The sequence below is a fragment of the Ruania alkalisoli genome (genome assembly GCF_014960965.1).
GTDB classification, from domain to species: Bacteria; Actinomycetota; Actinomycetes; order Actinomycetales; family Beutenbergiaceae; genus Ruania; species Ruania alkalisoli.
Genome location: NZ_CP063169.1, coordinates 2,726,958 through 2,747,924 on the forward strand (window position 1 = coordinate 2,726,958; position 20,967 = coordinate 2,747,924).

The 20,967-nt window shown below is 68.6% G+C and carries 21 protein-coding genes, 1 tRNA gene and 1 riboswitch; of the genes, 6 read left to right on the plus strand and 16 right to left on the minus strand.

Features of this window, described 5'->3' with window-relative positions; translation table 11 throughout:
• Positions 1–3: 3 nt before the first annotated feature.
• Positions 4–1,578 (minus strand): cation:proton antiporter family protein, encoded by a 1,575-nt coding sequence (locus tag IM660_RS12110; protein WP_193495820.1) that lies wholly within the window; start codon positions 1,576–1,578, stop codon positions 4–6.
• 172 nt (positions 1,579–1,750) lie between these two features.
• Positions 1,751–2,392, minus strand: a complete 642-nt coding sequence (locus IM660_RS12115) for a TetR/AcrR family transcriptional regulator (RefSeq protein WP_193495821.1) — start codon at positions 2,390–2,392, stop codon at positions 1,751–1,753.
• A 65-nt stretch (positions 2,393–2,457) separates the two neighbouring features.
• On the opposite strand from IM660_RS12115, the gene IM660_RS12120 reads away from it, so the two are divergent.
• From IM660_RS12120 to IM660_RS12140, 5 genes are all read left to right on the plus strand, one after another.
• Positions 2,458–3,246 carry an ABC transporter ATP-binding protein gene (locus tag IM660_RS12120; protein WP_193499545.1) on the plus strand — a complete coding sequence of 263 codons (789 nt, stop codon included), beginning with the start codon at positions 2,458–2,460 and terminating at the stop codon, positions 3,244–3,246.
• 8 nt (positions 3,247–3,254) lie between these two features.
• A complete protein-coding gene (locus IM660_RS12125) occupies positions 3,255–4,388 on the plus strand; it encodes an ABC transporter permease (RefSeq protein ID WP_193495823.1) in 1,134 nt (377 codons plus the stop codon).
• Positions 4,388–5,494 carry an ABC transporter permease gene (locus tag IM660_RS12130; RefSeq protein ID WP_193495825.1) on the plus strand — a complete coding sequence of 369 codons (1,107 nt, stop codon included), beginning with the start codon at positions 4,388–4,390 and terminating at the stop codon, positions 5,492–5,494. Before IM660_RS12125 ends, IM660_RS12130 begins: the two co-directional genes overlap by 1 nt.
• A gap of 112 nt (positions 5,495–5,606) precedes the next feature.
• On the plus strand, positions 5,607–6,095 hold the full coding sequence (locus IM660_RS12135) for a GyrI-like domain-containing protein (RefSeq protein WP_193495827.1): 489 nt from the start codon (positions 5,607–5,609) through the stop codon (positions 6,093–6,095).
• Complete coding sequence (locus IM660_RS12140) at positions 6,092–6,931, plus strand: MerR family transcriptional regulator (RefSeq protein ID WP_193495829.1); 840 nt, start codon at positions 6,092–6,094, stop codon at positions 6,929–6,931. The genes IM660_RS12135 and IM660_RS12140 overlap by 4 nt, the downstream gene beginning before the upstream one ends.
• 48 nt (positions 6,932–6,979) lie before the next feature.
• Here the strand turns inward: IM660_RS12140 and IM660_RS12145 are convergent, their stop codons facing one another.
• Positions 6,980–7,387, minus strand: a complete 408-nt coding sequence (locus IM660_RS12145; RefSeq protein WP_193495831.1) for a VOC family protein — start codon at positions 7,385–7,387, stop codon at positions 6,980–6,982.
• A 73-nt stretch (positions 7,388–7,460) separates the two neighbouring features.
• Here IM660_RS12145 and IM660_RS12150 point away from each other — a divergent pair, with 73 nt between their 5' ends.
• Positions 7,461–8,036, plus strand: coding sequence for a TetR/AcrR family transcriptional regulator (locus IM660_RS12150; protein WP_193495832.1), 576 nt, complete (start codon positions 7,461–7,463; stop codon positions 8,034–8,036).
• Between the two features lie 186 nt (positions 8,037–8,222).
• On the opposite strand, the gene IM660_RS12155 is transcribed toward IM660_RS12150, so the two are convergent.
• The 13 genes from IM660_RS12155 to IM660_RS12215 all read right to left on the minus strand — a co-directional run bounded on the left by IM660_RS12155 (position 8,223) and on the right by IM660_RS12215 (position 20,898).
• Positions 8,223–8,295, minus strand: a tRNA-Ala gene (locus IM660_RS12155).
• 31 nt (positions 8,296–8,326) lie between these two features.
• Positions 8,327–8,977 (minus strand): histidine phosphatase family protein, encoded by a 651-nt coding sequence (locus IM660_RS12160; protein ID WP_193495834.1) that lies wholly within the window; start codon positions 8,975–8,977, stop codon positions 8,327–8,329.
• The gene (rsfS, locus tag IM660_RS12165) at positions 8,974–9,396 is read right to left on the minus strand and encodes a ribosome silencing factor (RefSeq protein ID WP_193495836.1); all 423 of its coding nucleotides are present in this window, start codon (positions 9,394–9,396) and stop codon (positions 8,974–8,976) included. Before rsfS ends, IM660_RS12160 begins: the two co-directional genes overlap by 4 nt.
• 26 nt (positions 9,397–9,422) lie before the next feature.
• Complete coding sequence (locus IM660_RS12170) at positions 9,423–10,709, minus strand: hypothetical protein (protein WP_193495838.1); 1,287 nt, start codon at positions 10,707–10,709, stop codon at positions 9,423–9,425.
• Entirely contained in the window at positions 10,706–11,344 is a 639-nt protein-coding gene (gene nadD, locus IM660_RS12175; protein WP_159622026.1) for a nicotinate-nucleotide adenylyltransferase, read from the minus strand. Before nadD ends, IM660_RS12170 begins: the two co-directional genes overlap by 4 nt.
• A gap of 36 nt (positions 11,345–11,380) precedes the next feature.
• Positions 11,381–11,542, minus strand: coding sequence for a hypothetical protein (locus tag IM660_RS12180; RefSeq protein WP_193495839.1), 162 nt, complete (start codon positions 11,540–11,542; stop codon positions 11,381–11,383).
• A 70-nt stretch (positions 11,543–11,612) separates the two neighbouring features.
• Positions 11,613–12,911, minus strand: a complete 1,299-nt coding sequence (locus IM660_RS12185) for a glutamate-5-semialdehyde dehydrogenase (protein WP_193495841.1) — start codon at positions 12,909–12,911, stop codon at positions 11,613–11,615.
• Positions 12,912–13,041: 130 nt separating this feature from the next.
• Positions 13,042–14,280: an MFS transporter gene (locus IM660_RS12190; protein ID WP_193495843.1), complete on the minus strand. Its 1,239-nt coding sequence runs from the start codon at positions 14,278–14,280 to the stop codon at positions 13,042–13,044.
• 223 nt (positions 14,281–14,503) lie between these two features.
• Complete coding sequence (locus tag IM660_RS12195; RefSeq protein ID WP_159622023.1) at positions 14,504–15,493, minus strand: LLM class oxidoreductase; 990 nt, start codon at positions 15,491–15,493, stop codon at positions 14,504–14,506.
• Between the two features lie 268 nt (positions 15,494–15,761).
• Positions 15,762–15,888: riboswitch (SAM riboswitch) on the minus strand.
• A gap of 75 nt (positions 15,889–15,963) precedes the next feature.
• Positions 15,964–18,300 carry a CHAT domain-containing protein gene (locus IM660_RS12200; RefSeq protein WP_193495844.1) on the minus strand — a complete coding sequence of 779 codons (2,337 nt, stop codon included), beginning with the start codon at positions 18,298–18,300 and terminating at the stop codon, positions 15,964–15,966.
• A gap of 4 nt (positions 18,301–18,304) precedes the next feature.
• Positions 18,305–19,870 carry a S8 family peptidase gene (locus IM660_RS12205; RefSeq protein WP_193495846.1) on the minus strand — a complete coding sequence of 522 codons (1,566 nt, stop codon included), beginning with the start codon at positions 19,868–19,870 and terminating at the stop codon, positions 18,305–18,307.
• 1 nt (position 19,871) lies between these two features.
• On the minus strand, positions 19,872–20,276 hold the full coding sequence (locus tag IM660_RS12210; protein WP_193495848.1) for a hypothetical protein: 405 nt from the start codon (positions 20,274–20,276) through the stop codon (positions 19,872–19,874).
• 49 nt (positions 20,277–20,325) lie between these two features.
• Positions 20,326–20,898, minus strand: coding sequence for an RNA polymerase sigma factor (locus tag IM660_RS12215; protein WP_159622019.1), 573 nt, complete (start codon positions 20,896–20,898; stop codon positions 20,326–20,328).
• Positions 20,899–20,967: the final 69 nt, after the last annotated feature.

Sequence of the window (20,967 nt, forward strand, 5' to 3'; positions counted from 1 at the left end):
CCGTCAGGATTCCCGAGGCGGGACCACCTGATCGGCGAGTGCCACACCCGCGCCGGCGTAAACGTTGAACACGGCCTCCACACCTTCCTCCCGCAGGTGCTCCACCTGCTCCGGGTACTGGGCAACGGCGGCCAGCTTGCCGTTGAAGCCGGCGGCCCGCACCTGGTCGAGTGCGAAGGTATTCGAATCATGGATCGGCATCGCCAGGACCACGGTCTGGACGAATCCACCGGAGCAGATGCGCTGCCAGAACTCCAGGTCCGTGGCGTCACCTTCGACGATGTCGTAGCCCTGCTCGCGCAGACGGGTGACGACGCTGTGATCGTTGTCGACGCCGAGCACCCGCAGATCGGCATTCTCTTGCAGGCGCGCGTACGTGGAGCGCCCTACACGCCCCATCCCGAGGACCACGGCGTGGTAGCCGTCGGTGTTGATCGGCCGGTCAGCAAGCCTGAGCCGGGTGGGGTCCTGCGCGGGCATCCGGGTGGCGATCCGGCCCGCCAGATGTGCGCCGCGGCCGTTGAGCAGCGAGGAGACCACCATGCTCACGGCGACGGCGAGCGCCACGATCGTCAGCCAGCGGTCGGTGAGTATGCCGCTGCTGACGCCCACCGCGGTCACGATGATGGAGAACTCCGAGAAGTTACCGAGGACGAGCCCCACCCTCATGGCCGTGCGGTTGCGCAGCCCGAACATGCGGGCGAGAACGGCGAACATGGCGATCGTGATCGGGACGAGCAGGATGCACAGCACCACTGCCACGGCCAGATCGGACCACGAGGGCCCTGCCCCCATGCCGATCGTGAGGAAGAAGCCGACGAGGAACAGCTCCTTGATGCTGAACAACGCCTTCGACAGGTCGATGGCGCGCGGGTGGCTCGCGAGCAATAGCCCGACGACCAGGGCGCCCAGATCACCCTTGATGCCGACAGCCTCGAACAGGTAGTAGCCCGGCCCGAGGGCCAGGACGATCCCGAACAGGATCAGCAGCTCACCGCGGCCGACGTGCTCAAGGATCCGGCGTAGCAGCCACGCAGCCGGGATCAGGAGCACGAGGGCCAGCGCCCACAGGCTCGGCGGCTCGTCATTGGTGGCGGTGATGAAGATGACCGCTGCGAGATCCTGGATGACGAGGATCGCGATCGCGGTCTGCCCGTAGAACGATCCGTCGTCGGAGCGCTCCTCCAGGACCTTCACGCACAGCACGGTGGAGGAGAAGGAAAGTGCGAACCCGATCAGCGCAAGAGTCTGCCAGCTCCCGGCTTGCACGGCACCCACCACGGCGAGCAGCCCCAGCGTTCCCGCACCGATCAGGACGCTGAAAACCATGTGGATCAGGCCCGTACCGTAGGCCTCCGGGCGCAGAATCGTGCGCACATCGAACTTCAGCCCGATGGTGAACAGCAGCAACGTCACGCCCAGATCAGCCAACTCCGGCAAACCCGGGAAGGGCTCGACCTGCATCCCGCCGAGCAGGAAGCCTGCCGCCAGGAACCCCACCAACGGAGGCACTCGCACCAGATGCGCGGCCACGCCCAGCACAGTGGCGGCGAGAAGAGTCAGGACGAGGTCGGGCATGCGGCGGTCCTTCCGTCGGTCACGGCGCCCGTCGACAGCGGGTGAAGATTCCAGCGATCGTATCGGCACCCGGAAGCCGGCACATCGCGGAGACAACGTCCTGCCCGCTCGAGGGCCGGAGGCGTGACTCGCGACCTACGTTCCCTTCGTACATGCTCATCCGTTCCGGCGCTCACGTGCCTCGCCCGCCCACAGATCGGTTCACGGGTCTGCGCCGGGTGCGCTGACCAGGTGGCGAGATGGCCTCCAAGCTCGGAGTCAGGAGGGCCAGGAGCCGATCGGGGCGCTCCGACCGAAGCGGCTCGACGCCGATCACGTAGCGGCCGAAGATCAGGCCGATGATGATCGTGATCGTCGCTGTGGCTCGCTCACGCGCCGCGGCACTCCCGCCAAAATATTCAACGAGCGGTCCGACGATCTCTCGTTCGAGGTACTCCCGGAAGGCATGCAGTACTTCCGGATGCTGCATGCCGGTAGCCACCAGCTGAGTCAGCGTCCCTTGCACCTCAGGCGTTTCCCATGCCCGGATGACGAGGGCGGCAAGCCGCTCCGGCACACCCTCCGGGTCACCGTCGATCGCCTCCTCCAGTACCGAGGACGGGCCAAGCGAGAGGGCCATCGCGCGAGCGAACAGCAGCTTCTTCGATCCGAAGTGGTAGGAGACCAATGCTGGATCACAGCCTGCTCGGCCCGCGATCATCCGCACCGTTGCACCGTTGTAGCCGTGCGCTGAGAAGAGCTCACGGGCGGCTTCCAGGAGCCGGTCACGGCCATCGTCGGAACCGGCTCGGGGGCGACCTCGAGTTTTATTCATCAGCGTTGAATCTAGCATCAACGTCCGTCACGATCTCGTTGACCGCACGTAACGAAGGAGGCACCGTGAATCAGCCGCAGGTGGCAGTGGACGCGACGGAGGTGACAGTCGAGTTCTCTCGTGGACGCAAGCGGGAGCCCTTCCGGGCCCTGGACCGTGTCGACCTGGACGTTCGCCCGAGTGAGGTGAGCTGTCTCCTGGGTCCGAACGGGTCCGGGAAGACGACGCTGATGAATGTGCTCACCGGCTTGGTCACCCCGACCTCTGGACGTGTTCGGGTGCTGGATCTGGATCCGGCAACCCAACGCCGGGACCTGCTGCGCCGGATCGCCCTCGTGCCCCAGGAGACCTCGCTGTACCCCGAGCTCACGGCCCGCGAGAACCTCACGTTTCACGCCCGCTACTACGGGATGTCGGCCCGCGAACAACGCACCCGCATCGACGAAGCACTCGAGCTTGTGCAGCTCGGCGCGCTTGCCGATGATCGCGCCGGCACGTTCTCGGGTGGCATGCAGCGCAGACTCGCACTGGGCAAGGCACTGATGATGCGGCCTGAACTGCTCCTGCTGGACGAACCCACGCTCGGTGTCGACGTCCAGTCACGCGAAGCGATCTGGAATCGGATCGAGGACGTCGCACGGGAAGGCCGCGCCGTGCTGCTGACCACGAACTACATGGAGGAGGCGCAACGGCTCGGTGATCAGATCACGATCATCGATCGAGGCGTGAACGTCGTTCGGGGCAACCTGAACGAACTCACCTCCCAAGTTCCGGAGGTCGAACGCGTCGAGGTACCGCCGGTCAGTCTGCAGGACGTCTTCCTGCACTTCACCGGCCGCGGACTACGGAACTGAGGCCCCTCGTGCACGCTGCACTCGCTCTGGCGAAGAAGGATCTGCTCGTCTCTTTCCGTGCGCCTCTGTTCGTCATCATCAGCATCGTGGTTCCGGTCGCCTTCACCTTCCTGTATGCGATCGTCGTCCACGTCTCCACCACGGCGACGATCGCGATCGCCGATGAGGACCAGACACCCCATTCGGCCGACTTCATCGCCGTCATGTCCCAGATGCACAACAGCGACGGCGACTACTACGAGATCCTCACCACCGACCCGGTTCAGGCCCGAGACATGTACGAGGGCGCAGACGTCGGCGCCATGCTCGTGATCCCCGAAGGCTTCGGACGCTCGGTGGATGAAGGTGAGGACCCGGCGGTGACGCTGTCATTGGTCAACATCAATGCCGACGGCACGAAGAACCAGCACCTGCGAATCGAAGAAGCATTACGGCAGTTCCAGCAGACGTTGCCATCGACTCCTGCCGACCGGCTGGCGATCCTCGAATCCACCGAGCTCGAGCGGGAGATCCCTGTCTCGGTTTATCTGGGTTCGGCCTTGCTGTTGTTCGCCGCCCTCTACGCCGGCGTCGTCAGCGTCGGGGTCAGCATCGCCCGGGAATGGGAAGAGCGCACTGCCAAGGCACTCGTGCTCTCGCCCAGCGGCCACGCCTCGCTTGTCGCCGGGAAGTGGGCCGCTGCGGCAGTCATGTCCGTTGTCACGATCGCAGTGACACTGGCCGCTCTGGCGTGGGTGCTCGGCTACCCGTGGCACATGCTGAGCTGGAGATCCGCCGGAGTTCTGGCGATCGTCTGGATCTATGGCGCCGCCCTGGGCACCCTCCTCGGAGTCAAGCTCCGCAGGGCACTCCCCCTCGTCCCGGTCGCCGTCCTGATCGCCGTGGCCCACTTCCTTGTCAGCGGCTACGAGTCTTACATCCGTGGCTTCGCTCACGGCGGCGGGGTCGAACTGCTGTGGGCGTCCACGCACTGGATTCCCCTCGCACCACTGTTCGACGTCGTCCGCTTCGAGGTCACCTCGCTGCCCCAACCCGAGGGCGCGATCGTCGCGGCACTCGGGAGCCTTCTCCTGGCCGCTGCTGCCGTCTCGTTCGCCGTGTGGAAGCTGACCAAGGCCCTCCGCTTCACCCAAGGACAATGATGCTGACCCACCTTCACGCCCTCGCCGCCGTGTTCGCCCGCAACCTTCGCATCGCTCGGCGCCGCCCGGAACTGCTCGTCCAGACGATGGCGGTGCCTGTCGTCGTCCTCGCGTTGGCCTCGGTGATCTTCGGAGCCAACGATGCCTGGCCGATCGCAGTTGTCGACGAGGCTGAGACAGCGCACTCGCGACAGTTCGTCGAGACTGTCACCGAGACCCGCGGACCGACCGGTTCCTACTTCCGGATCGTCGAGACCGAGGCGGACGCGGCAGCTGAGCTCCTGCATGCCGGGCGCCTGCAACTGGTGGTCACGGTCCCGGCCGACTTCAGCGAGACCGGAGCGGTCGAAATCGCGACCTACAACATCAACTCCGATGCCATGAAGAACGTCCGGTTGCGCGTGACCACCACCGCTAACGCCTTCGACGGCGCGACGAACGCTCACCAGGTCGCCGCGATCATCGACAGGGTCAAACCGGTCGATGTGCCACGGACGGCCTTCATGGGCGGGTCGGCCGTGATCCTCGCCCTGCTCTTGGGCGCGGCGATGATCGCAGCGAACCTGTACGCCGTCGACAGCGAGCATCGCACCGAGAAGGAGATCGCGCTGACTCCGCTCGGTAGCTACGTCGCCGGCCTGGGTGCGGCAGCTGCGGGATTCGTCCTGGCTGCCGTCGCGGCGATACCGACGGCGCTGGTGGCCCTGGCCTTCGGAACCCGGGTAGGAGTGCAGGAGCTGCTCCTGGCTGCCGCGATCGTCCTGCCGGCCACTGCCGCGGCCGCGGGTGTGGGTGTCGTGGTAGCGGCGTACCTGCGCACTCACCGCATGATCCAGCCTGCACTCATCATGGCGGCGCTGGGGAGCTACTTCGCGAGCGGCGGGTTCATCTCGGTCTCCGCGCTGCCGCCGCTTGCCCGCGCCATCAACACTTGGTGGCCGCCGTCCTACGTCTTCGAATGGTCCAATCCCCTGCTCCACAGCTTCGCGGATCGACCGGGCCTCGCCGAAGTCGCCGCCGTTGTCGGTGCAGCCGTGGTGGCCATGGCACTGGCCGCGCTCGCCGCACAGCGGGCGGGGCACCGAACGGTCAATCACGGTCAGTGAATCCCAGGCGTGACGCTGGGCGGGCACTCACGCGGTTGACCTTGCCCCTGGGGAAGGGCGTGTGCTGTCTGCGGCCCACCCGAGAGGCGGGTGGTGACCAGAAAGGAACACGATGACCGCATTCATGGTCGAGGACCGGGCCGAACGGTGGTGGGTGGGTGTCTCGATGACGGCCGAACTGGCGCACTGGGATCGCGTCAACGCCCACGTGCCGCCGATCTACGGGGCCCTGGCGCAGGCAGGCGAGACGCCACTGGGTGGTCCGATCTACCAGTACCGGCGGCTGCAGACGGCGGCCGACCCGATGGACGTGGTCGTGTCCGTTCCGGTGGCCGCACCGGTCGAGATCGCCGGGTTCGAGACTGGCAGCCTCCCGGCGGGGAGCTATCTCGTGGCACGTCCGCACGGAGGACCGGATGCGCTTACTCAGACGCACCGGGCGATGTGGGAGTGGGCGCAGGTCCAGGATCTGGAGCTCGCAATCGACGAACGGGCCGATGGCATCCACTGGCAGGCGCGCACCGAGCAGTTTCTCACCGACCCGGAGACCGAGCCCGATCGCAGCAAGTGGGCGGTGGAGCTCGCATACTTGTTGAGGTGACCAATGCGAGGCTGTCGATCGGGGAGTTCAGTCGGCTGACATGGCTCTCACCCAAGGCACTACGTCTGTACGAGCGACGCGGGCTGCTATTGCCGGACGCGGTCGACGAGTACACGGGATACCGCTACTACGTCCGGTCCCAGGCCGACCGGGCTCGCACGATCACGTTGCTGCGCCGGGTGGGCATGCCGTTGGAGCGCATCGGTGCCGTCCTGGCGGCCACCGGTGCGCAGCGGCGGGAACTGCTCGCCGACTATCGCCTCGAGACAGTGCGGGCACACGAGCGCGCACTCGCCTTGCTCGATGGCCTCGCCGAGGACCCGACGGCGCACACGCAAGGCGGCGGACAGCAGCCGGTCGATCTCGCGGTGTCGATCCGCGAGACCCCGGAACGGCCGTTCGTCGCCAGGACCGTGCGCACCACCGCGGCCGACCTGCCCGCGCACATCGAACGCTGCGCCGCCGCGCTCTCCCAGCGGGCCGGGTCGGCCGTGGATACATCCCAGCCGCTCGTGGTGGTCTATCACGGTGAGGTCAGCTGGGAGTCTGACGGGCCCGTGGAGATCCGCATCCCGGTGGTGAGCGCGGCGGACGCTGACGAGGTGGAGGCGGCGGGTACGGAGGTCGTCGTCGACGTGCCCTATGCAGAGGTGCAGTTCCCGACGATCTTGCGTGCCTTCGACGCGGTGCGCACAGCTGCCGCCCGTGGGTCGCGCGTCCCGGAGGGGTCACCGCGCGAGATCTACCTCGACGGCGACCCGTTCCGTTGCCAGGTGGCGCAGCGCTTTCGACCCGGCAACGCGCAGGACCGCTCCCCGCGGACTAGCCCGTCGTGAGTCGTCGCCCGGTACGGCTCCCGACCGTGACCGGGCCTTCGCACCGGTCTACACACCACCGTAGGCGGCCATGAACTCCTCGCTCGGCGCGATGGGCTGGATGACGTCGAGCAGGACGCCGTCGGGAGCGGTCACGATCACATGACGCTGCCCGAACGGTTCGTCACGCAGTGGCTGCACGATCTGCACGCCCTGAATCCCGAGGATCCTCCGGTGGACTGCGTCGACATCGTCGACTTCGAGATTCATGAGCACACCGGCGGGAAGTGCCCCGTACCCCGGCGGGATGGTCTCGTGGTCGTGCGCCAGGATTGCCAGCTCACATGCGTCCAGCCGCAGGCTGACGTACCAGTCAGACTCGAACGTGGTCTCGAACCCGACGACGTCGCGGTAGAAGGATGCGGCGGCGGCGACGTCCCGCGACATGAGCACGGGGTAGACGCTGGTGACAGACATGAGGCCTCCTTTAAGTACACTGCGTATGTAACGAGTTCGACTATACATACACTGTGAATGTAAAGGAAGTCAGATGCCCCGCGCCTCCGCCGCCGACGCCGCCAGGACCGCTCAACGCGTGTTGGAAGCGGCCACTGAACAGTTCGCGTCCCGCGGCTTCGCCGATGTCTCTCTCGACGACGTCGCTCGGGCGGCCGAGGTCACACGCGGAGCGGTGTACCACCACTACGGCAGCAAGGCGAAGTTGTTCGCCGCGGTCGCGGCAGCGCTCCAGGTGCAGATCGCAGCGGTCGTGGCCGGCGCTGCCGACAGGGCTGGCGGTGACCCGGGCAACCAGCTCCGAGCGGGGTCCCACGCATTCCTCGACGCGATCACCGCAGCTCCGGCCGTTCGCATCCTGCTCATCGACGCACCTGCTGTCGTGGGCTGGCAGGAGTGGCGCCGGCTCGATACCGAGAACTCGGCGGCCCACCTGCGCGAGGCTCTACTCGCGGTGGGCATCGACCAGACACTTCTCGACGCGACCACGGCCCAGCTTTCGGGTGCGATGAACGAGACGGCACTCTGGGTCGCCCAGCACGAGAACCCTGCTGCCGCCCGGGAACAGTCGCACAGCGCTCTCGACAGACTTCTCACCGCACTGCTGTGAGGACAACGAAGAAGGCCCGGACCCTCGCGGATCCGGGCTCTTTCGGACGTTTTGCAACATCACGACCGTGGAGCTAGGGGGAACCGTCTGTCCTCGCTCCGCTGCGGCAGACTCGGCGAATCCACTCCGCCTCCGACATGCTTGTGGGGACCGGCGAAAAACGTACCGGTCCCCACAAACATATCGTGGAGCTAGGGGGATTCGAACCCCCGACCTCTTCCATGCCATGGAAGCGCGCTACCAACTGCGCCATAGCCCCGAGTGGGTTGCCCTCACGAGCGGGTTTGAGTCTAGACGATCCGTGCCGCTCGTGCGAAATCGGCTTCCTGCACCCCCACATTGTGGGCGGCCAGACGCCAGCTCGGCACTCCCCCACCGGCATGCCTCAGCACTGACCAGTGACAGTTGCCAATCCCTGTGATTCCGCGCCAATCCTCGGCATCCTGACCCAGCAGAGCAGCGATCCCGCAGGAGATCGCGGCCCCGTGAGACGTGACGACCAGCACATCTGACGCGCTCAGCCTCGCCGCGACAGCCTCAATGGTCCGCGACACCCTGTGACCAACCTCACGGCGAGTCTCGGCCTCGACACCCTCGGGGTGATCGCCGGATTGCCATGCGTGGAACTGCTCCGGCCACCCGGCCTTGACCTCGGGATGGGTCAGGCCCTCCCACACGCCGAAGCTACGCTCGCGCACCCCCGGATCGGTCGCCACCGGCAGCCCGGCCCGCTCTCCCAGTGCCTGCGCTGTCGCGAACGCACGGTTCAGATCGGAGGTGAGGATCGCCGTCGGGCGCGCCTGGGTGAGCACAGCGGCAGCCACCTCGGCCTGACGCACACCCGTGGCGTTCAGGGGGATGTCCACCTGCCCCTGCAGCCGCCCCTCGACGTTGTAGTCGGTCTGCCCGTGCCGCCAGAGGATGACGGTCCCGGCAGTCACAGGCTCCCGTCCAGCCCTGCCCGGCTGTCAGTACCGTCAGACTCGCCGATCTCCCCGCGAGCCTCCTCCGGAAGCTCGATCACCGGGCAGTCTTTCCAGAGCCGTTCGAGGGCGTAGAAGACGCGGTCCTCCTCGTGCTGGACGTGCACGATGATGTCCGTGAAGTCGAGCAGCACCCAGCGGCCCTCCGCCACGCCTTCCTTGCGGGCAGGCTTGACACCTTCGGCACGCATGGCCTCCTCGACGGCGTCGACGATCGAACGCACCTGGCGTTCGGTGGAGCCGGATGCGACCACGAAGACGTCCGTGAGCACAAGCTGTTCGGAGACATCGAGGGCGATGACCTCCCGGGCCTTGATGCCAGCCGCGGCGCGGGCCGCCACAACGGCGAGATGGCGTGATCGGTCGTCGGCAGGCACGTGTCTCCTTGGGTCGTCTCTCGAGTTTAAGCAGTGTCAGTGAGCCACGCGGTCACTGTCGCGAGCGCGTCACCGTCGAACAGGTCGCCGGTCGCCATCCGCCACACGAGCAGGCCCAGGACAGCCACGGCGAGCAGGAGCACGAGGATGTACAGCGCCAACAACCAGCGGGGCGTGTGGTGACGTTCGTCCTCGTCGTGGTCCTCGGCCTCGCTGATCACGTCCTCACGCTCGGCTTCCAGCCGCAGCACGGGGTTCTCCCCCGTGTCAGTGCCGGCAAGGCTGGGCCAGCGGGGTCGCATGTCGAAGCGGTCGTCAGCCTCCTCGACGGCGGAGCTCACCGCAGGCGTCTCGCTCTCTTCGACAGGCGGGCCACCCTGCTCGACGGCGGAGCTCACCTCTGGCACGTCCGGCTCGCCTGGTGAGGGGGCGCCGTCGGCCTGCGCGGGTACGGCGTCGGATTCCGTGGGCGCGTCAGAAGTGGCGGGGTTGGGTTCGTCAGACGCGGCCGGGCCGCTGGGCTCGTCCAGAGCGGGGATCTGCGCCGGAGTCTGGAGGATTTCGTCGTCGTGCTCCGAGGGTGACTGCGGTGCGGCATTGATGTCCCGCACCGCTCGCTGGATGCCGGTCAGCTCACCGGTCGCGTCGACCGTCCGGATTCCCCATGCCGTGGCGGGCGGGCGGATCACCGGCCGGCGACCGGTGCTGGTCCTGCTCTGCTCGGGCTCCCCTGCAGGTCCGGCATCCGAGGTGCCGGTATCGGTGGTGTCGATCTCGCCGGTGCCCGGAGCCTCGGCGTCTGCGTCCCCCGCTGCCGCGGCATCGGCGGCCGCGCGCTGCTGGCGCAACGACCGTCGTGAGACGCGGCGGGGCGTCTGGTGCGGAGCATGCGCCTCCGGCTGAGCGGGCGCTGCCGGTTCGACCGAATGCTCAGGCTCAGGCTCAGGCTCAGGCTCAGGCTCAGGCGAGGCCACTGTCTCGGTCGGCAGATCGTCCCCCGCGGGCGCGCCAGCGCTCGCATCCTCCGCCTCAGCGCCAGCGGGAGGTGACCCGTCCACGTCGGCGGGCTGCGCCGTCGGGATCTGACCATTGGGCACCAGCGCGTGCTGACCGGAGGTGATGGTGGGGACCTCGCCGGTGGGCTCGTACCCGTCTTCAGTGACGCGGATGGCGCCGCTGGCGAGGGCCTCCTCCAGTGCTCGGCGCTCGCGCCGGCTCATCGGCTGCTCGGCGGCTCGGGCGGCCGCGCGTGAACGCTCCGCCTCGCGGCGCCGCCGGCGCTCTCCCAGGCCCCCGGTCGGAGTCTCGCTCACGAGACCACCTCCGCAGGGTGTTGAAAGGTTGCAGGGTCGACGTAGAGCCCATGTTTGGCGATGTACTGCACCACGCCGTCCGGCACCAGGTACCAGACGGCCTTACCCGCCTGTACCCGCTTGCGGCAGTCGGTGGAGGAGATCGCCATCGCGGGAATCTCCTGCAGCGAGTACTCCCCCGGGGGCAGATCCTCAGTGTCGAAGTGGTGGCCCGGGCGGGTCACGCCCACGAAGTGCGCGAGATCCCAGAGGGCGTCGGAGTCCTTCCAGGAGAGGATCTGACCGAGCGCATCGGCACCGGTGATGAAGAAGAGCTCAGCATCCGGGTACACGGCGTGCAGATCCCGCAGCGTGTCGATCGTGTACGTGGTGCCGGGGCGATCGATGTCCACGCGGGAGACGGAGAACAAGGGGTTGGAGGCCGTCGCGATCACCGCCATCAGGTACCGGTGCTCGGCAGTTGTGACCGCGCGGTCGAGCTTGAACGGCTGCGCCCCGGTCGGCACGAACACCACCTCGTCCAGGTCAAACTCGTCGGCCACCTCACTGGCAGCGACGAGGTGGCCGTGGTGGATGGGATCGAAGGTGCCACCCATGATTCCCACCCGCGACGGTGTGCGGGTCGCGGCGATCATCGCCACAGCCGATCAACGATGCGGACCCTGCCCATCTCAGCGGGGACGGTTGCGGGTTCCCAGGCTCCGGAACGCAAGAGTCACCAGGAGCAGGAACAGCAGGATTCCTCCGGCAACCAGACCGAACCCGATCGGCTGCAGGCCCTCGGCAGCGTGCTCGGTTTGTTCGGCAGCGATGATCAGCAGCGAGCTGCGCATCTACGTTCTCCTTCGTCTGCGTGTCACGACCCTGCCCCTAGTCTGTCATGCCGTCCGGGCCACTCAGGAATCATGGCCGCACGTGTCCCTCGCCCTGCACGATCCACGTGGTCGTGGTCAGCTCGGCCAACCCCATCGGGCCCCGGGCGTGCAGTTTCTGGGTCGAGATCCCGATCTCGGCGCCGAGACCCAGCTGGCCGCCGTCGGTGAACCGGGTGGAGGCGTTGACCAGCAGGGCCGCCGAGTCCAGCTCACCGGTGAAGCGGCGCACGGCCGCGACGTCATTGCTGAGGATGGCTTCGGTGTGCCCGGAGGACCAGGTGCGGATGTGCTCGAGCGCGGCGTCCAGGTCCGGCACCACCCGTACCGCGATGTCCATGCTCAGGTACTCGGTCGCCCAGTCCTCGTCCGTGGCAGGAACGACGTCCGCAGACGAGGGAGCGTGGGTGGCTGAGGTCTCGTCGGTGTGCAGGCGTACCCCTGCTTGGGCCAGCGCTGCGAGCGCCGCGGGGAGGAAGGACTCGGCGGCGTCGGCGTGCACAAGCAGCGTCTCGACGGCGTTGCACACCCCGACCCGCTGGGTCTTGGCGTTGAGCAGGATCTGGACGGCCTGGTCCACCTCGGCAGTGGCGTCCACGTAGATGTGGCAGTTTCCGACGCCGGTCTCGATCACCGGCACCTGGGATTCGGCCACCACGGTCTGGATGAGCCCGGCGCCGCCGCGCGGGATGAGCACGTCCACCAGTCCGCGGGCACGCATCAGGGCCCGCGCACCAGGGCGGCCGTAGGCATCGACGGACTGGATGAGCTCACGTGGCAACCCGACCCGTTCAAGTGCTTCTCCCAGCACGGCCACGATGGTCTCGTTGCTGCTCGCGGCCGCTGAGCCACCGCGCAGGAGCACCGCGTTGCCGCTCTTGAGGGCCAGTCCTGCGGCGTCCACCGTCACATTCGGCCGGGCCTCGTAGATCATCCCGACAACGCCCATCGGCACCCGTACCTGGCGCACAGTCAACCCGTTCGGCAGGGTCTGACCACGCACGACCTCCCCCACCGGGTCAGGGAGTGCAGCCAGCTCGCGGAGTGCGTCAGCGATCCCGGCGATGCGCTCCTGCGTCAGGCGCAGCCGGTCCACCAGTCCCGCATTCATCCCGGCGGCACTCTCGCGCTCCACATCGACCGCGTTGGCGGCCAGGATGCGATCAGCGTCAGCGACCAGGGCGTCGGCCAGGGCGTGCAGCGCCTCGTTCTTGGCGGCGGTGGTGGCGCTGCGTAGTGCGCGGGAGGCGGTCTTCGCCGCCTGCGCCAGTTCCCGGACCCCGGTACTCGCCTGCTCGTCGGTGACCTGTGCTGCACTGTCGACGCTCATCGCTCCAGGATACGCCGGTACCCAAGTGTTCTCCGGTGCCCGACCGCTGACCGGACTGACACGATTGGCCCGGCCGGGGCATCGTGATGCCCGGCGTGACGTATCCGTGTCGGTCCGGTCAGTCGAATCCTCAGACGACCTGCTCAGGTACGGTCCGAGGTGCCGTCTGGGCCCGGCGCAGTGCCCGGGCCCCGAACAGCGAGATCAGGGCAGCCAGGCTGGCACCGGTGATCGTGACAGCGAACGCCGGGGTGTATCCGCCCCAGTCGGCGATGCGACCCGCCGCACTGGACCCGACGGCATAGCCCAGGCCGGTCGCCGCGGCCAGCAGCGTCATCGCAGCCCCGAGCCGGCTCGGCGGGCTGATGCGCTCGGCGAGGGTGAAGGTGGTGATCATCGAGGGAGCGACGGCCAGCCCGAGAACGATGAGCACCGGAACGAGCACCCCGAGCGAGGTGACGAGCAGCAGCGGCAGGCTGAGCACCGCAAGTGCGACGGTGAACAGTCGCAGCCGGTTCTCGTACCTGAACGCCTCCGGCACCGCGACGACGGCCAGCCCAGCCGTGACCGACCCGATGCCGAGCAGCGCATGCAGCAGACCGGTCAGTCCCGGCTCCCCGGCCTCGGTGGCCAGCACCGACGCTCCCGCCTGCACCGAACCGAAGATCATCCCGATGGTCAACTGCGCGAACACGAGCACGAACAGCACGGGCGGGATGCGCACGGCCGGCACGGTGCGGTCCGGTTTCGGCACCACCGTGGCGGTGGGGTGCAGGGCGAACCACAGGCCGAATACGCCCAGCAGTACGCCAGCGGCGATCAGCGCGGCCGAAGGGTTGAGCACGGCGGCCACGACACCGACCAGCGCCGGGCCGAGGACGAAGCTCGCCTCGTCGGCGGCGCCCTCGTAGGAGAAGGCCGCATCGACGAGCCGCTGCTCAGCACCGCCGGAACGGCGTGCGATCGGGCGCCACCGCACCCGCGCCATCGTGCCCACCTGGGGCAGGAACGCCCCGCTGGCACCGGCGATGAGCACGAGCGGCCACCACGCCTCACCCGGGGTGTAGGCGGCTGCGGCCAGCACCAGCCACAGGAGTCCGGCCGCACCCACCACCGATTGCACGAGCAGCACCCGTCGCTGCCCCACTCGATCGGTGAGCGCGCCCGCGAATGGGGACGCGACGGCGTTGACGACCGCGGTCGCACCTGCGGCAGCGCCACCGGCACCGTAAGAGCCGGTGACCGCCGAGACCAGCAGCAGCGCCCCGATCTGGGACATCGCCAGCGGCAGTCGTGCCAAAAATGCGACAGCCACGTAGAGGGCGCCGGTGAGGGAGAACAGGTTCCGGTAGGAACTCAGCGGGGACATTCAGGGCTCCAGGGTGCGACGAGGCGCGCACCACCCCACCGCTGGTGCGCAGAAGCCCTGATCGCAGCACCGAGTTTACATCGCCGAAACCCGGCCTCGCCAGGTCTGGTGACCGAGCCGACACCGCCACCGCGGTCCGCAAAGTCACACGTCGATGTGGTCGTGAAGTCGGCTCGACTCAACGACCAGATCGACGAGTGATTTCTGGGTACTGGCCCCCGGGTCAGGCCGTGGCGCGCACGCGGGTCGGCGCAGCAACCCGCTGACGGCGCCCGGCCGCCGGTGCGGTCTGCACGGTCGCGGTGCGCGGCTTGCGGAGGCCGCGCGCCTCCAGCTGCGGGACGACCTCGTTCACCAGAGCCACCACATCGGTGGGCACCGAGGCGGGGATCACGGTGAATCCGTCCGCCGCACCAGCGTGCACCCACTCGGCCCACAGGTCGGTGAGATCACTCGCGGTGCCGATCGAACGCAGTGGCACCTCTCGCGGCTGCTCCTCCAACGACGTCAGCAGGTCCCAGCGCGCACGGGCGCTGGGAGCATCGGCTGAGATCAGCGCGCGCACGTCCACGAGCACCTGCACATCGTCGGCGTCGCGCCCCCACTCCACGGCAGCCTCGCGGATGGCCGCACGAGCCGCACGAGCCTCCTCGAGGGTGCCGACGCTGAGCCGGGCGACATCGGCGCGGGCGGCAGCAAGCTCGCCGTCCACCGAGGTCCGCACCGGGACGACCACCTGCGGACGCGACGTACCCGCGGAGGTGCGCGGCGCCGTCGGCCATCCGTTGATGACCGACTCCACGGCGCGCAGGCTCCGCGCTCCGGACTCAGCCACCTCCAACTGCCAGCCGGCACGGCCGGCGGAGGCGCGGTGCACGCTCGCGACCGCCCCGGCCACATGCTCCGGACGGTGGCTGCCCAGCGGCACGGTCGCCACGAGCGTGGCACCGGTGGTGTGCCGGGAGAGGCGGGAAGCGGCCACGGCCCCGTCGAGCCAGTCGTCACGACGGCGCACGCCGGCGTGGTGGAAGGTCTCGTCCAGTGTGAGCAGGTCCACGCCGCCCTTGTCGGCGAGCGAAGCGAGGCCGGCCAGGCGGCCCATGATGAAGGACTCGGCGTCGGAGTCCTCGGCGCGGCGCCACTCCCGGGGGGCGCCGGCGCCGGAGAGATCGAGGGAGATCAGGGACGTGCGAAGTGCGGCCGAAGCAGGCATGAGAGGTTCCTTGTTCTGCGAGAGCGGGGAGCTCGATCGCGCCGAGTGCACGCCGGCGTTGTCACGCCACCGGCAGGTGTGCAGCCGCGAACCGAGGGTGGTACCGAAGGGGCGGATCGCCCGAGGGACCGGTCGAGAGTTCGGCTCAGGCCGACATGGAACAGCAACACATCATGCAGGTGGCGAATCGCAGTGCAGGCCGTAGGGGCACTGGGGTCCGGTCCTGATTCATCTGATGCTGTTCCTTCTCTCGGTCACCGCGCTCGCGGTGTTGCGCTTGCCCTGCACCAGTTGGCCAGGGCCAGGTCGTCACCCGGGGCACCCCACCGCAAGTGGAGGGTTGCCGGTCAGCTGGCCGGGGCCGTGTTGTTTCCAACGTGCTGACACTCAAGACCTTGGTCATGACTGTAGAGGCCGATTGGATGACGTGTCAACCAAATCGGATGGAGGCTGCGTGGTCGGAGCCGGTCTCAGCCCGCGCCGTAGCACTGCACGGCACAGTCGAGCGCCTCGCCGCCGAAGGCGTTCGCAACCGCCTCGGCCGGACTGCTACCGCGAGCCAGCAGGCCGTGCAACTGCCCGAACCGGTCCAGAGCGGCCGTCTCGGCGATGTCGGCCGGAGCCGCCACCACCGACCGGGCGCCGGCGTGCAGCCACGCCCGCGCCATCCCGAGCGAGCCACCAGCAGCGCCGCACGCGGAGAGGATCACCACCGGCGGCACCCGGCCGAAGAGCTCGACGTCATGGCCGAACAGGTCCCCGTCCGCCAGTTGCAGGGACGCGAACAGCGGGTGCGCCTCCCGGTCCTGCCCGTGGGCGCTCACGTGCAGCAGATCCACGTCCGAGGCGAGGGTCTGGGCGTCGTCGCAGCGCTCCCCCACCGTGACCGTGTGCCATCCCTGGCGGACCAGGTCCGCCTCAGCGCTCCCGGTGCGGGTACCGGGCCCGACGACGACCCCGACACTGCGGATCGGCCCGGCATCGGTCTGGCGCAGCCACGCACTCGCCGAGGTCGGCACAGTCACCGGGACGCCCACCGTGCTCGGCAGCTGCCCCCAGGGCATCCGGGCCATCACTGCCGGTGCGGTGATCGTCAGCGACCCTGCCCCCTGTAGCGCCCGTGCAAGGATCTTGTCCAAGCCCTCGATCCGCTCCTGGAGTGCGGCACGCACCACCGGTGCGGCGAGCTGTGCCGCCATCGTCAGGTCCGCGCTGAGGCCCCCGAGGAGCTGATCCATCTCGCCCCAGGCACCCAGGTCGAGGATGTCCTCGCGGTCGCCCAGAGTGAGGGCGATCAGCCGACCCTCGATCTCCATCAGCGTGACATAGCGTCCGGCCCGTGCTCCTGCCGACCGCTCGCGCACAGCCTGCACCGTCACCGGTGCGTCGGCGGGCAGCTCCGCTGCAGCCAGCCAGCGGCCCTGACGGATCTGCGTCACCAACTGCAAACGCTCGGCCGGGTCGCCGTCAGGGCCGAGGCGGCGCAGATCGGCCAGGAGGTCCGCCAGTTCCTCCGGCGGCCGGGTGGCGGGGACCCGGGCAACGAGCTCGCGGGCCCGTTCGGACCAGGTGAGCAGGTGCTGCGCGTCGCCACTGAGCAGCGCTGCCTGCTGACCGAGCCGGATCACCCGTGCACCCAAGCGCCTGCTCACCGACTGCAGCTCCAGGCTGCCGATGCCGCGCTGCCACCGGTCGAGCTCGTCGATTGCGGCCGATGCCGCGCTCAGAGCCGCATCGGTGTCGCCTGCCCGCAGTGCCACCTCCGCCGCGACCTCACCGGCGAGCAGCCGAACGGTCAGTGGCTCCTCCTCCCCCGGGAGACGGGGCGAGGTCCCGCGCAGGCCGGCGGCGCGCATCCGCAGCGCTGCTGCCGTGTGCCGGCGCCCGGCCTGCTCCAGCCGGTCAGCGAGCCTCTCCAGGCTGTGCGCAGTCGGTGGCCTCGTGCTGCGGCACCTGGCCAGCAGCACCACCGCGCGCGCCTCGTCTGCATCGACGGCGTTGCCGTGCTGACGATTGAGACGCACTGCACGCTCGGCGGCTTCCAGAGCCTCCTCGTTGCCGAGCTGGCGGGCCAGGTGCAGATCGACATCAGCCTGCAGTCGCCAGAGCCCGCTGCCACGCAGGCGCGCGGCCACGTCGCGCAGCAGCGCCACTGCTTCACCACGGAGCCCGGCGGCGTCCAGCACCTCGGACCGGTCGATATCGAGCGTGGCGGTCACAGACAGGCCTAGTCCCGCTAGTTCGGGTCGAGCGCGGTCCATCCACCGCAGCGCCGCCACCAATTGCCCGCGGAGCAGGTGGAGGTACCCAAGATTGTGCGCATTCTGGGCTGCCGCGATGACATTCGGGCCGCGCGCACCTTCCTCGAAGTCACGCCGAGCCTTCTCATAGGCTGCCACGCTCATGTACGCAGCGCCCCGGTTGAGGAGGATGTTGCTCCGCTCTTCTCCCGTGAGAACCTCCAGCGCCCTGGTGAACAACGTGATCGCCGGAACTGTCTCCCCACGAACGAACTGGATCGTGCCGAGCTGACCGGCCAGGAGAGCATGCGCCATGGTGCCGCGCCCCACCCGCTCCAACGCGGCCTCGCACCGCGCCAGCCCCTCGCTGACCTGCCCGCGTTCCACCTCAATGTACGCGAGCGTCCCTTCGATCCGACCGAGGTCGTCCATGCTCGCGGCGCACTGGCGCGCCCGGTTCAGCAAGTTCTCCGCACCTGTGAGGTCGCCGGCGTTGGCGAGGCGCCGCGCTTCGATGTGAAGCGCGGCGGCATCCTCGGGCACACCGGTAGCGGGCGGCTCTGTCACCGCGTCATCGACCGTCCGTCACCGATCGCAGAGCGAGTTGGGCAGCCCGGAGCCGGTCCGGCACGTCCTTCGCCGGGGGAATCCTTGGTTCCAGCACCTGCGCCACTCGCGCGGCGAGCAGTGGCGCCGCGAAGGACGTGCCGCTCCAGACGGCGAAGCCGCCGCGGAAGTCGTCCAGGTCGAGCGTCTCGCTCCCCGGCCCTGTCTCCACGCTGGGCTGACGTCCGGAATCCAGCCGTGGACTGGTGCTCACCAGCGCTGCACCATCCTCCCAGCAGGTGATCCAGGTTCCTTGGTTGCTGAAGGCCGCAATGGTCCCGTTCGGGTTCCGCGCGCCCACGGAGATCAGTGGCGCCACCGACGGGTCCGGGGAGAGGGTGAACGCGGCGGGGAAGTGCGGCCGCGTGGTGGCGGCGTTGCCGGCCGAGGCGACCACGGTGGTGCCGTCCGCCCGCAACTGGTGCAGCACCCCGTACAGCGCCGTGCTGTAGGCGGAGTCCTCTGGGCTCTCGTGGGTGTAGCTGAGCGAGAGGTTGAGCACGTCGATCGGCCCGCTCGTGCGCTGGTATTCGGCGAGCTGCGCCAACACCCCGATGAGCTCGAGCTCGGTGACGATCCCGTCACCGTCGCAGACCCGCACGGCGAGCACGTCCGCGTCCGGGGCCACCTGGCGCACCAGTCCGGCGATGAATGTTCCATGGCCGACCGCACGGCCGGCGAGACCGGTGATCGTGGAGCCAGGATCCGGATCGCGCTCTGGGTCCGGTGAACCGTGCCGGCCGATGGGCCCCCCGTTCAGCTGCGGTACCGAGACGACGTCGTCGAGCCACTCATGGTCACCACAGCCGGTGTCCAGCACCGCGACCGTGACCCGGCGGGAGGCCTCGGGGCGGCGGGCCGGGGGCGTGACCGGCACACTCACCGGCTGCCGTCCGCCGAGTCCAGGTTGTGCATATCCGGCGGCCGGGTTCGTCGCGATGAACGGGTTCGTGGCAATGAACGGGTTCGTGGCAATGAACGGGTTGGTGGCGATAAACGGGTTCGTCGCAATGAAGGGCGCAAGACTGAGCAGGTGATCGAGCCCCAGGGCAGCAGGCTTTCCCCGCCGCTCCTGCACGGCCCGCAGCACCACTGCCGCATCGGGTCCGTCCACCGGGGCTCCCGACCGCCGCACCAGCCGCAGCCCGATCACTCCGACCGGGATCGGCTCCCCCTTCGGCCCCGCGTACTGCTTGCCTGCGAAGACGCGCTTCCACAGCGCTCGCAGCGCGTCCAGGGCAGCATCCCGCTCGCCGCCGGCGTATGCCTTCCGGAAGGTCTCGACCGCGCCTGCCACCCCTGCTTCTGCGCTCACCTCCTCAGACACGAACAGCACCGGATCGCCGATCTCGAGCTGCCACTGTCGCTCGGCCAGGACCTCCTCAAGGACCCGCAGGTCCTCCTCCACCCCGGGCACCAGCGGGCAGAGCAACGAGTCGGCGAGATAGGTCGTGCCGAACCACCCGGAGTCCAGGTCGGGCCCGCAGGCGCGCACACGCGCCCAGAGCGCTCGTGGTTTCCAGTCGGTCATCTCATACCTCGAATCCTGGAGTCAGGTACGCACCTTCGTCGGAACGTAGTCGTAGTCGTACCGGCCCGGAGGGCACCTTGTCGAACTCGAACCGTCCCGCGGCGCTCACTCGCGCCGTCCGGGACCATTCCTCGTTCACGAGCGCCACCTCGCGGATACCTTCGGCCCAGCCGTCCACCCGGCGGGAGCCGTCGTCGTCCTGTCCCAGCCGTACCACGAGCGTGAGGCTGTCGGAGGTGAACTCCAGCACCTGGGCTACCTCGCCGCGCACGTCGGCCAGCTGCGCCGGCTGCAGCGTGAGCAGCTCAGCGTCGAGGTCCTCGGCCGCGACTGCTGCGATGAGCGCATCCACCAGTCCCTCCGGCACCGGGTCTGCGCGTTCCCACATCTCCTTCAGGGCCCGCATCGTCTCATCCTCGGCAGGCCACCTCACCGGCGTCCGTCCCTCGCCACCCTCACGCATGGTCAACCCCCTCTGCTGCCAACAATGTCCGTAGTCGTGCCAGGCACCGTGCCCGGGTGGGCCCGATGCTCCCGACCGGCATATCCAGCTCACCGGCCAGATTCCGGTAGTTCGGCCGGTCCAGGAAGGCCGCCACCCGCAGCAGCCGCTGGCACCGCTGCGAGAGCTGGGAGACCGACCGCCACAGCAACCGGTCCAGCCATCGGGTCGTGGCTTCCTGCTCTGCCGAATGACCTTCACCAGTCTCGGGCAGTTCCTCCATCAGCTCGGTCCGTGCACCGGCCTTGACCACCCGCCAGGCCTCTCGCCGCGCCGTCGTCACCAACCAGCTTCCGACGGCCTCGGGCTCGCGGACTGCATCGGGCCGGCGCACCAGTGCGAGCCAGGTGGTCTGCACGACGTCGGAGGCAGTCTCGGCGTCGAGCCGCTGGGCTCGTACCACTTGCCAGAGCACGGGGGTCAGGCAGCGGACGAGCTCGTCCATCGCCGTGGGTGAGCCCGCCCGCCATCGGCGGTAGTGCTCAGCGGCGGTGGCCCACACCGTCTGCTGCGCTGTTCGATCCATGATGGGAGTACTCTTCACGCTTGTTCAGGTGCGCACAACCGCTGGCGTGATACATCCGCTTCGCAGAAG

Excerpts from the sequence above, each read along its gene's own strand:
- IM660_RS12145 (WP_193495831.1), bottom strand. The coding sequence starts at position 7,387 with ATGTCTGTCACCAGCGTCTACCCCGTGCTCATGTCGCGGGACGTCGCC.
- IM660_RS12185 (WP_193495841.1), bottom strand. The coding sequence starts at position 12,911 with ATGAGCGTCGACAGTGCAGCACAGGTCACCGACGAGCAGGCGAGTACC.
- IM660_RS12190 (WP_193495843.1), bottom strand. The coding sequence starts at position 14,280 with ATGTCCCCGCTGAGTTCCTACCGGAACCTGTTCTCCCTCACCGGCGCC.
- nadD (WP_159622026.1), bottom strand. The coding sequence starts at position 11,344 with ATGATCGCCGCGACCCGCACACCGTCGCGGGTGGGAATCATGGGTGGC.
- IM660_RS12205 (WP_193495846.1), bottom strand. The coding sequence starts at position 19,870 with ATGACCGACTGGAAACCACGAGCGCTCTGGGCGCGTGTGCGCGCCTGC.
- IM660_RS12115 (WP_193495821.1), bottom strand. The coding sequence starts at position 2,392 with ATGAATAAAACTCGAGGTCGCCCCCGAGCCGGTTCCGACGATGGCCGT.
- IM660_RS12210 (WP_193495848.1), bottom strand. The coding sequence starts at position 20,276 with ATGCGGGCCCTGAAGGAGATGTGGGAACGCGCAGACCCGGTGCCGGAG.
- IM660_RS12110 (WP_193495820.1), bottom strand. The coding sequence starts at position 1,578 with ATGCCCGACCTCGTCCTGACTCTTCTCGCCGCCACTGTGCTGGGCGTG.
- IM660_RS12195 (WP_159622023.1), bottom strand. The coding sequence starts at position 15,493 with ATGCCTGCTTCGGCCGCACTTCGCACGTCCCTGATCTCCCTCGATCTC.
- IM660_RS12215 (WP_159622019.1), bottom strand. The coding sequence starts at position 20,898 with ATGGATCGAACAGCGCAGCAGACGGTGTGGGCCACCGCCGCTGAGCAC.
- IM660_RS12130 (WP_193495825.1), top strand. The coding sequence starts at position 4,388 with ATGCTGACCCACCTTCACGCCCTCGCCGCCGTGTTCGCCCGCAACCTT.
- IM660_RS12180 (WP_193495839.1), bottom strand. The coding sequence starts at position 11,542 with ATGCGCAGCTCGCTGCTGATCATCGCTGCCGAACAAACCGAGCACGCT.
- IM660_RS12135 (WP_193495827.1), top strand. The coding sequence starts at position 5,607 with ATGACCGCATTCATGGTCGAGGACCGGGCCGAACGGTGGTGGGTGGGT.
- IM660_RS12150 (WP_193495832.1), top strand. The coding sequence starts at position 7,461 with ATGCCCCGCGCCTCCGCCGCCGACGCCGCCAGGACCGCTCAACGCGTG.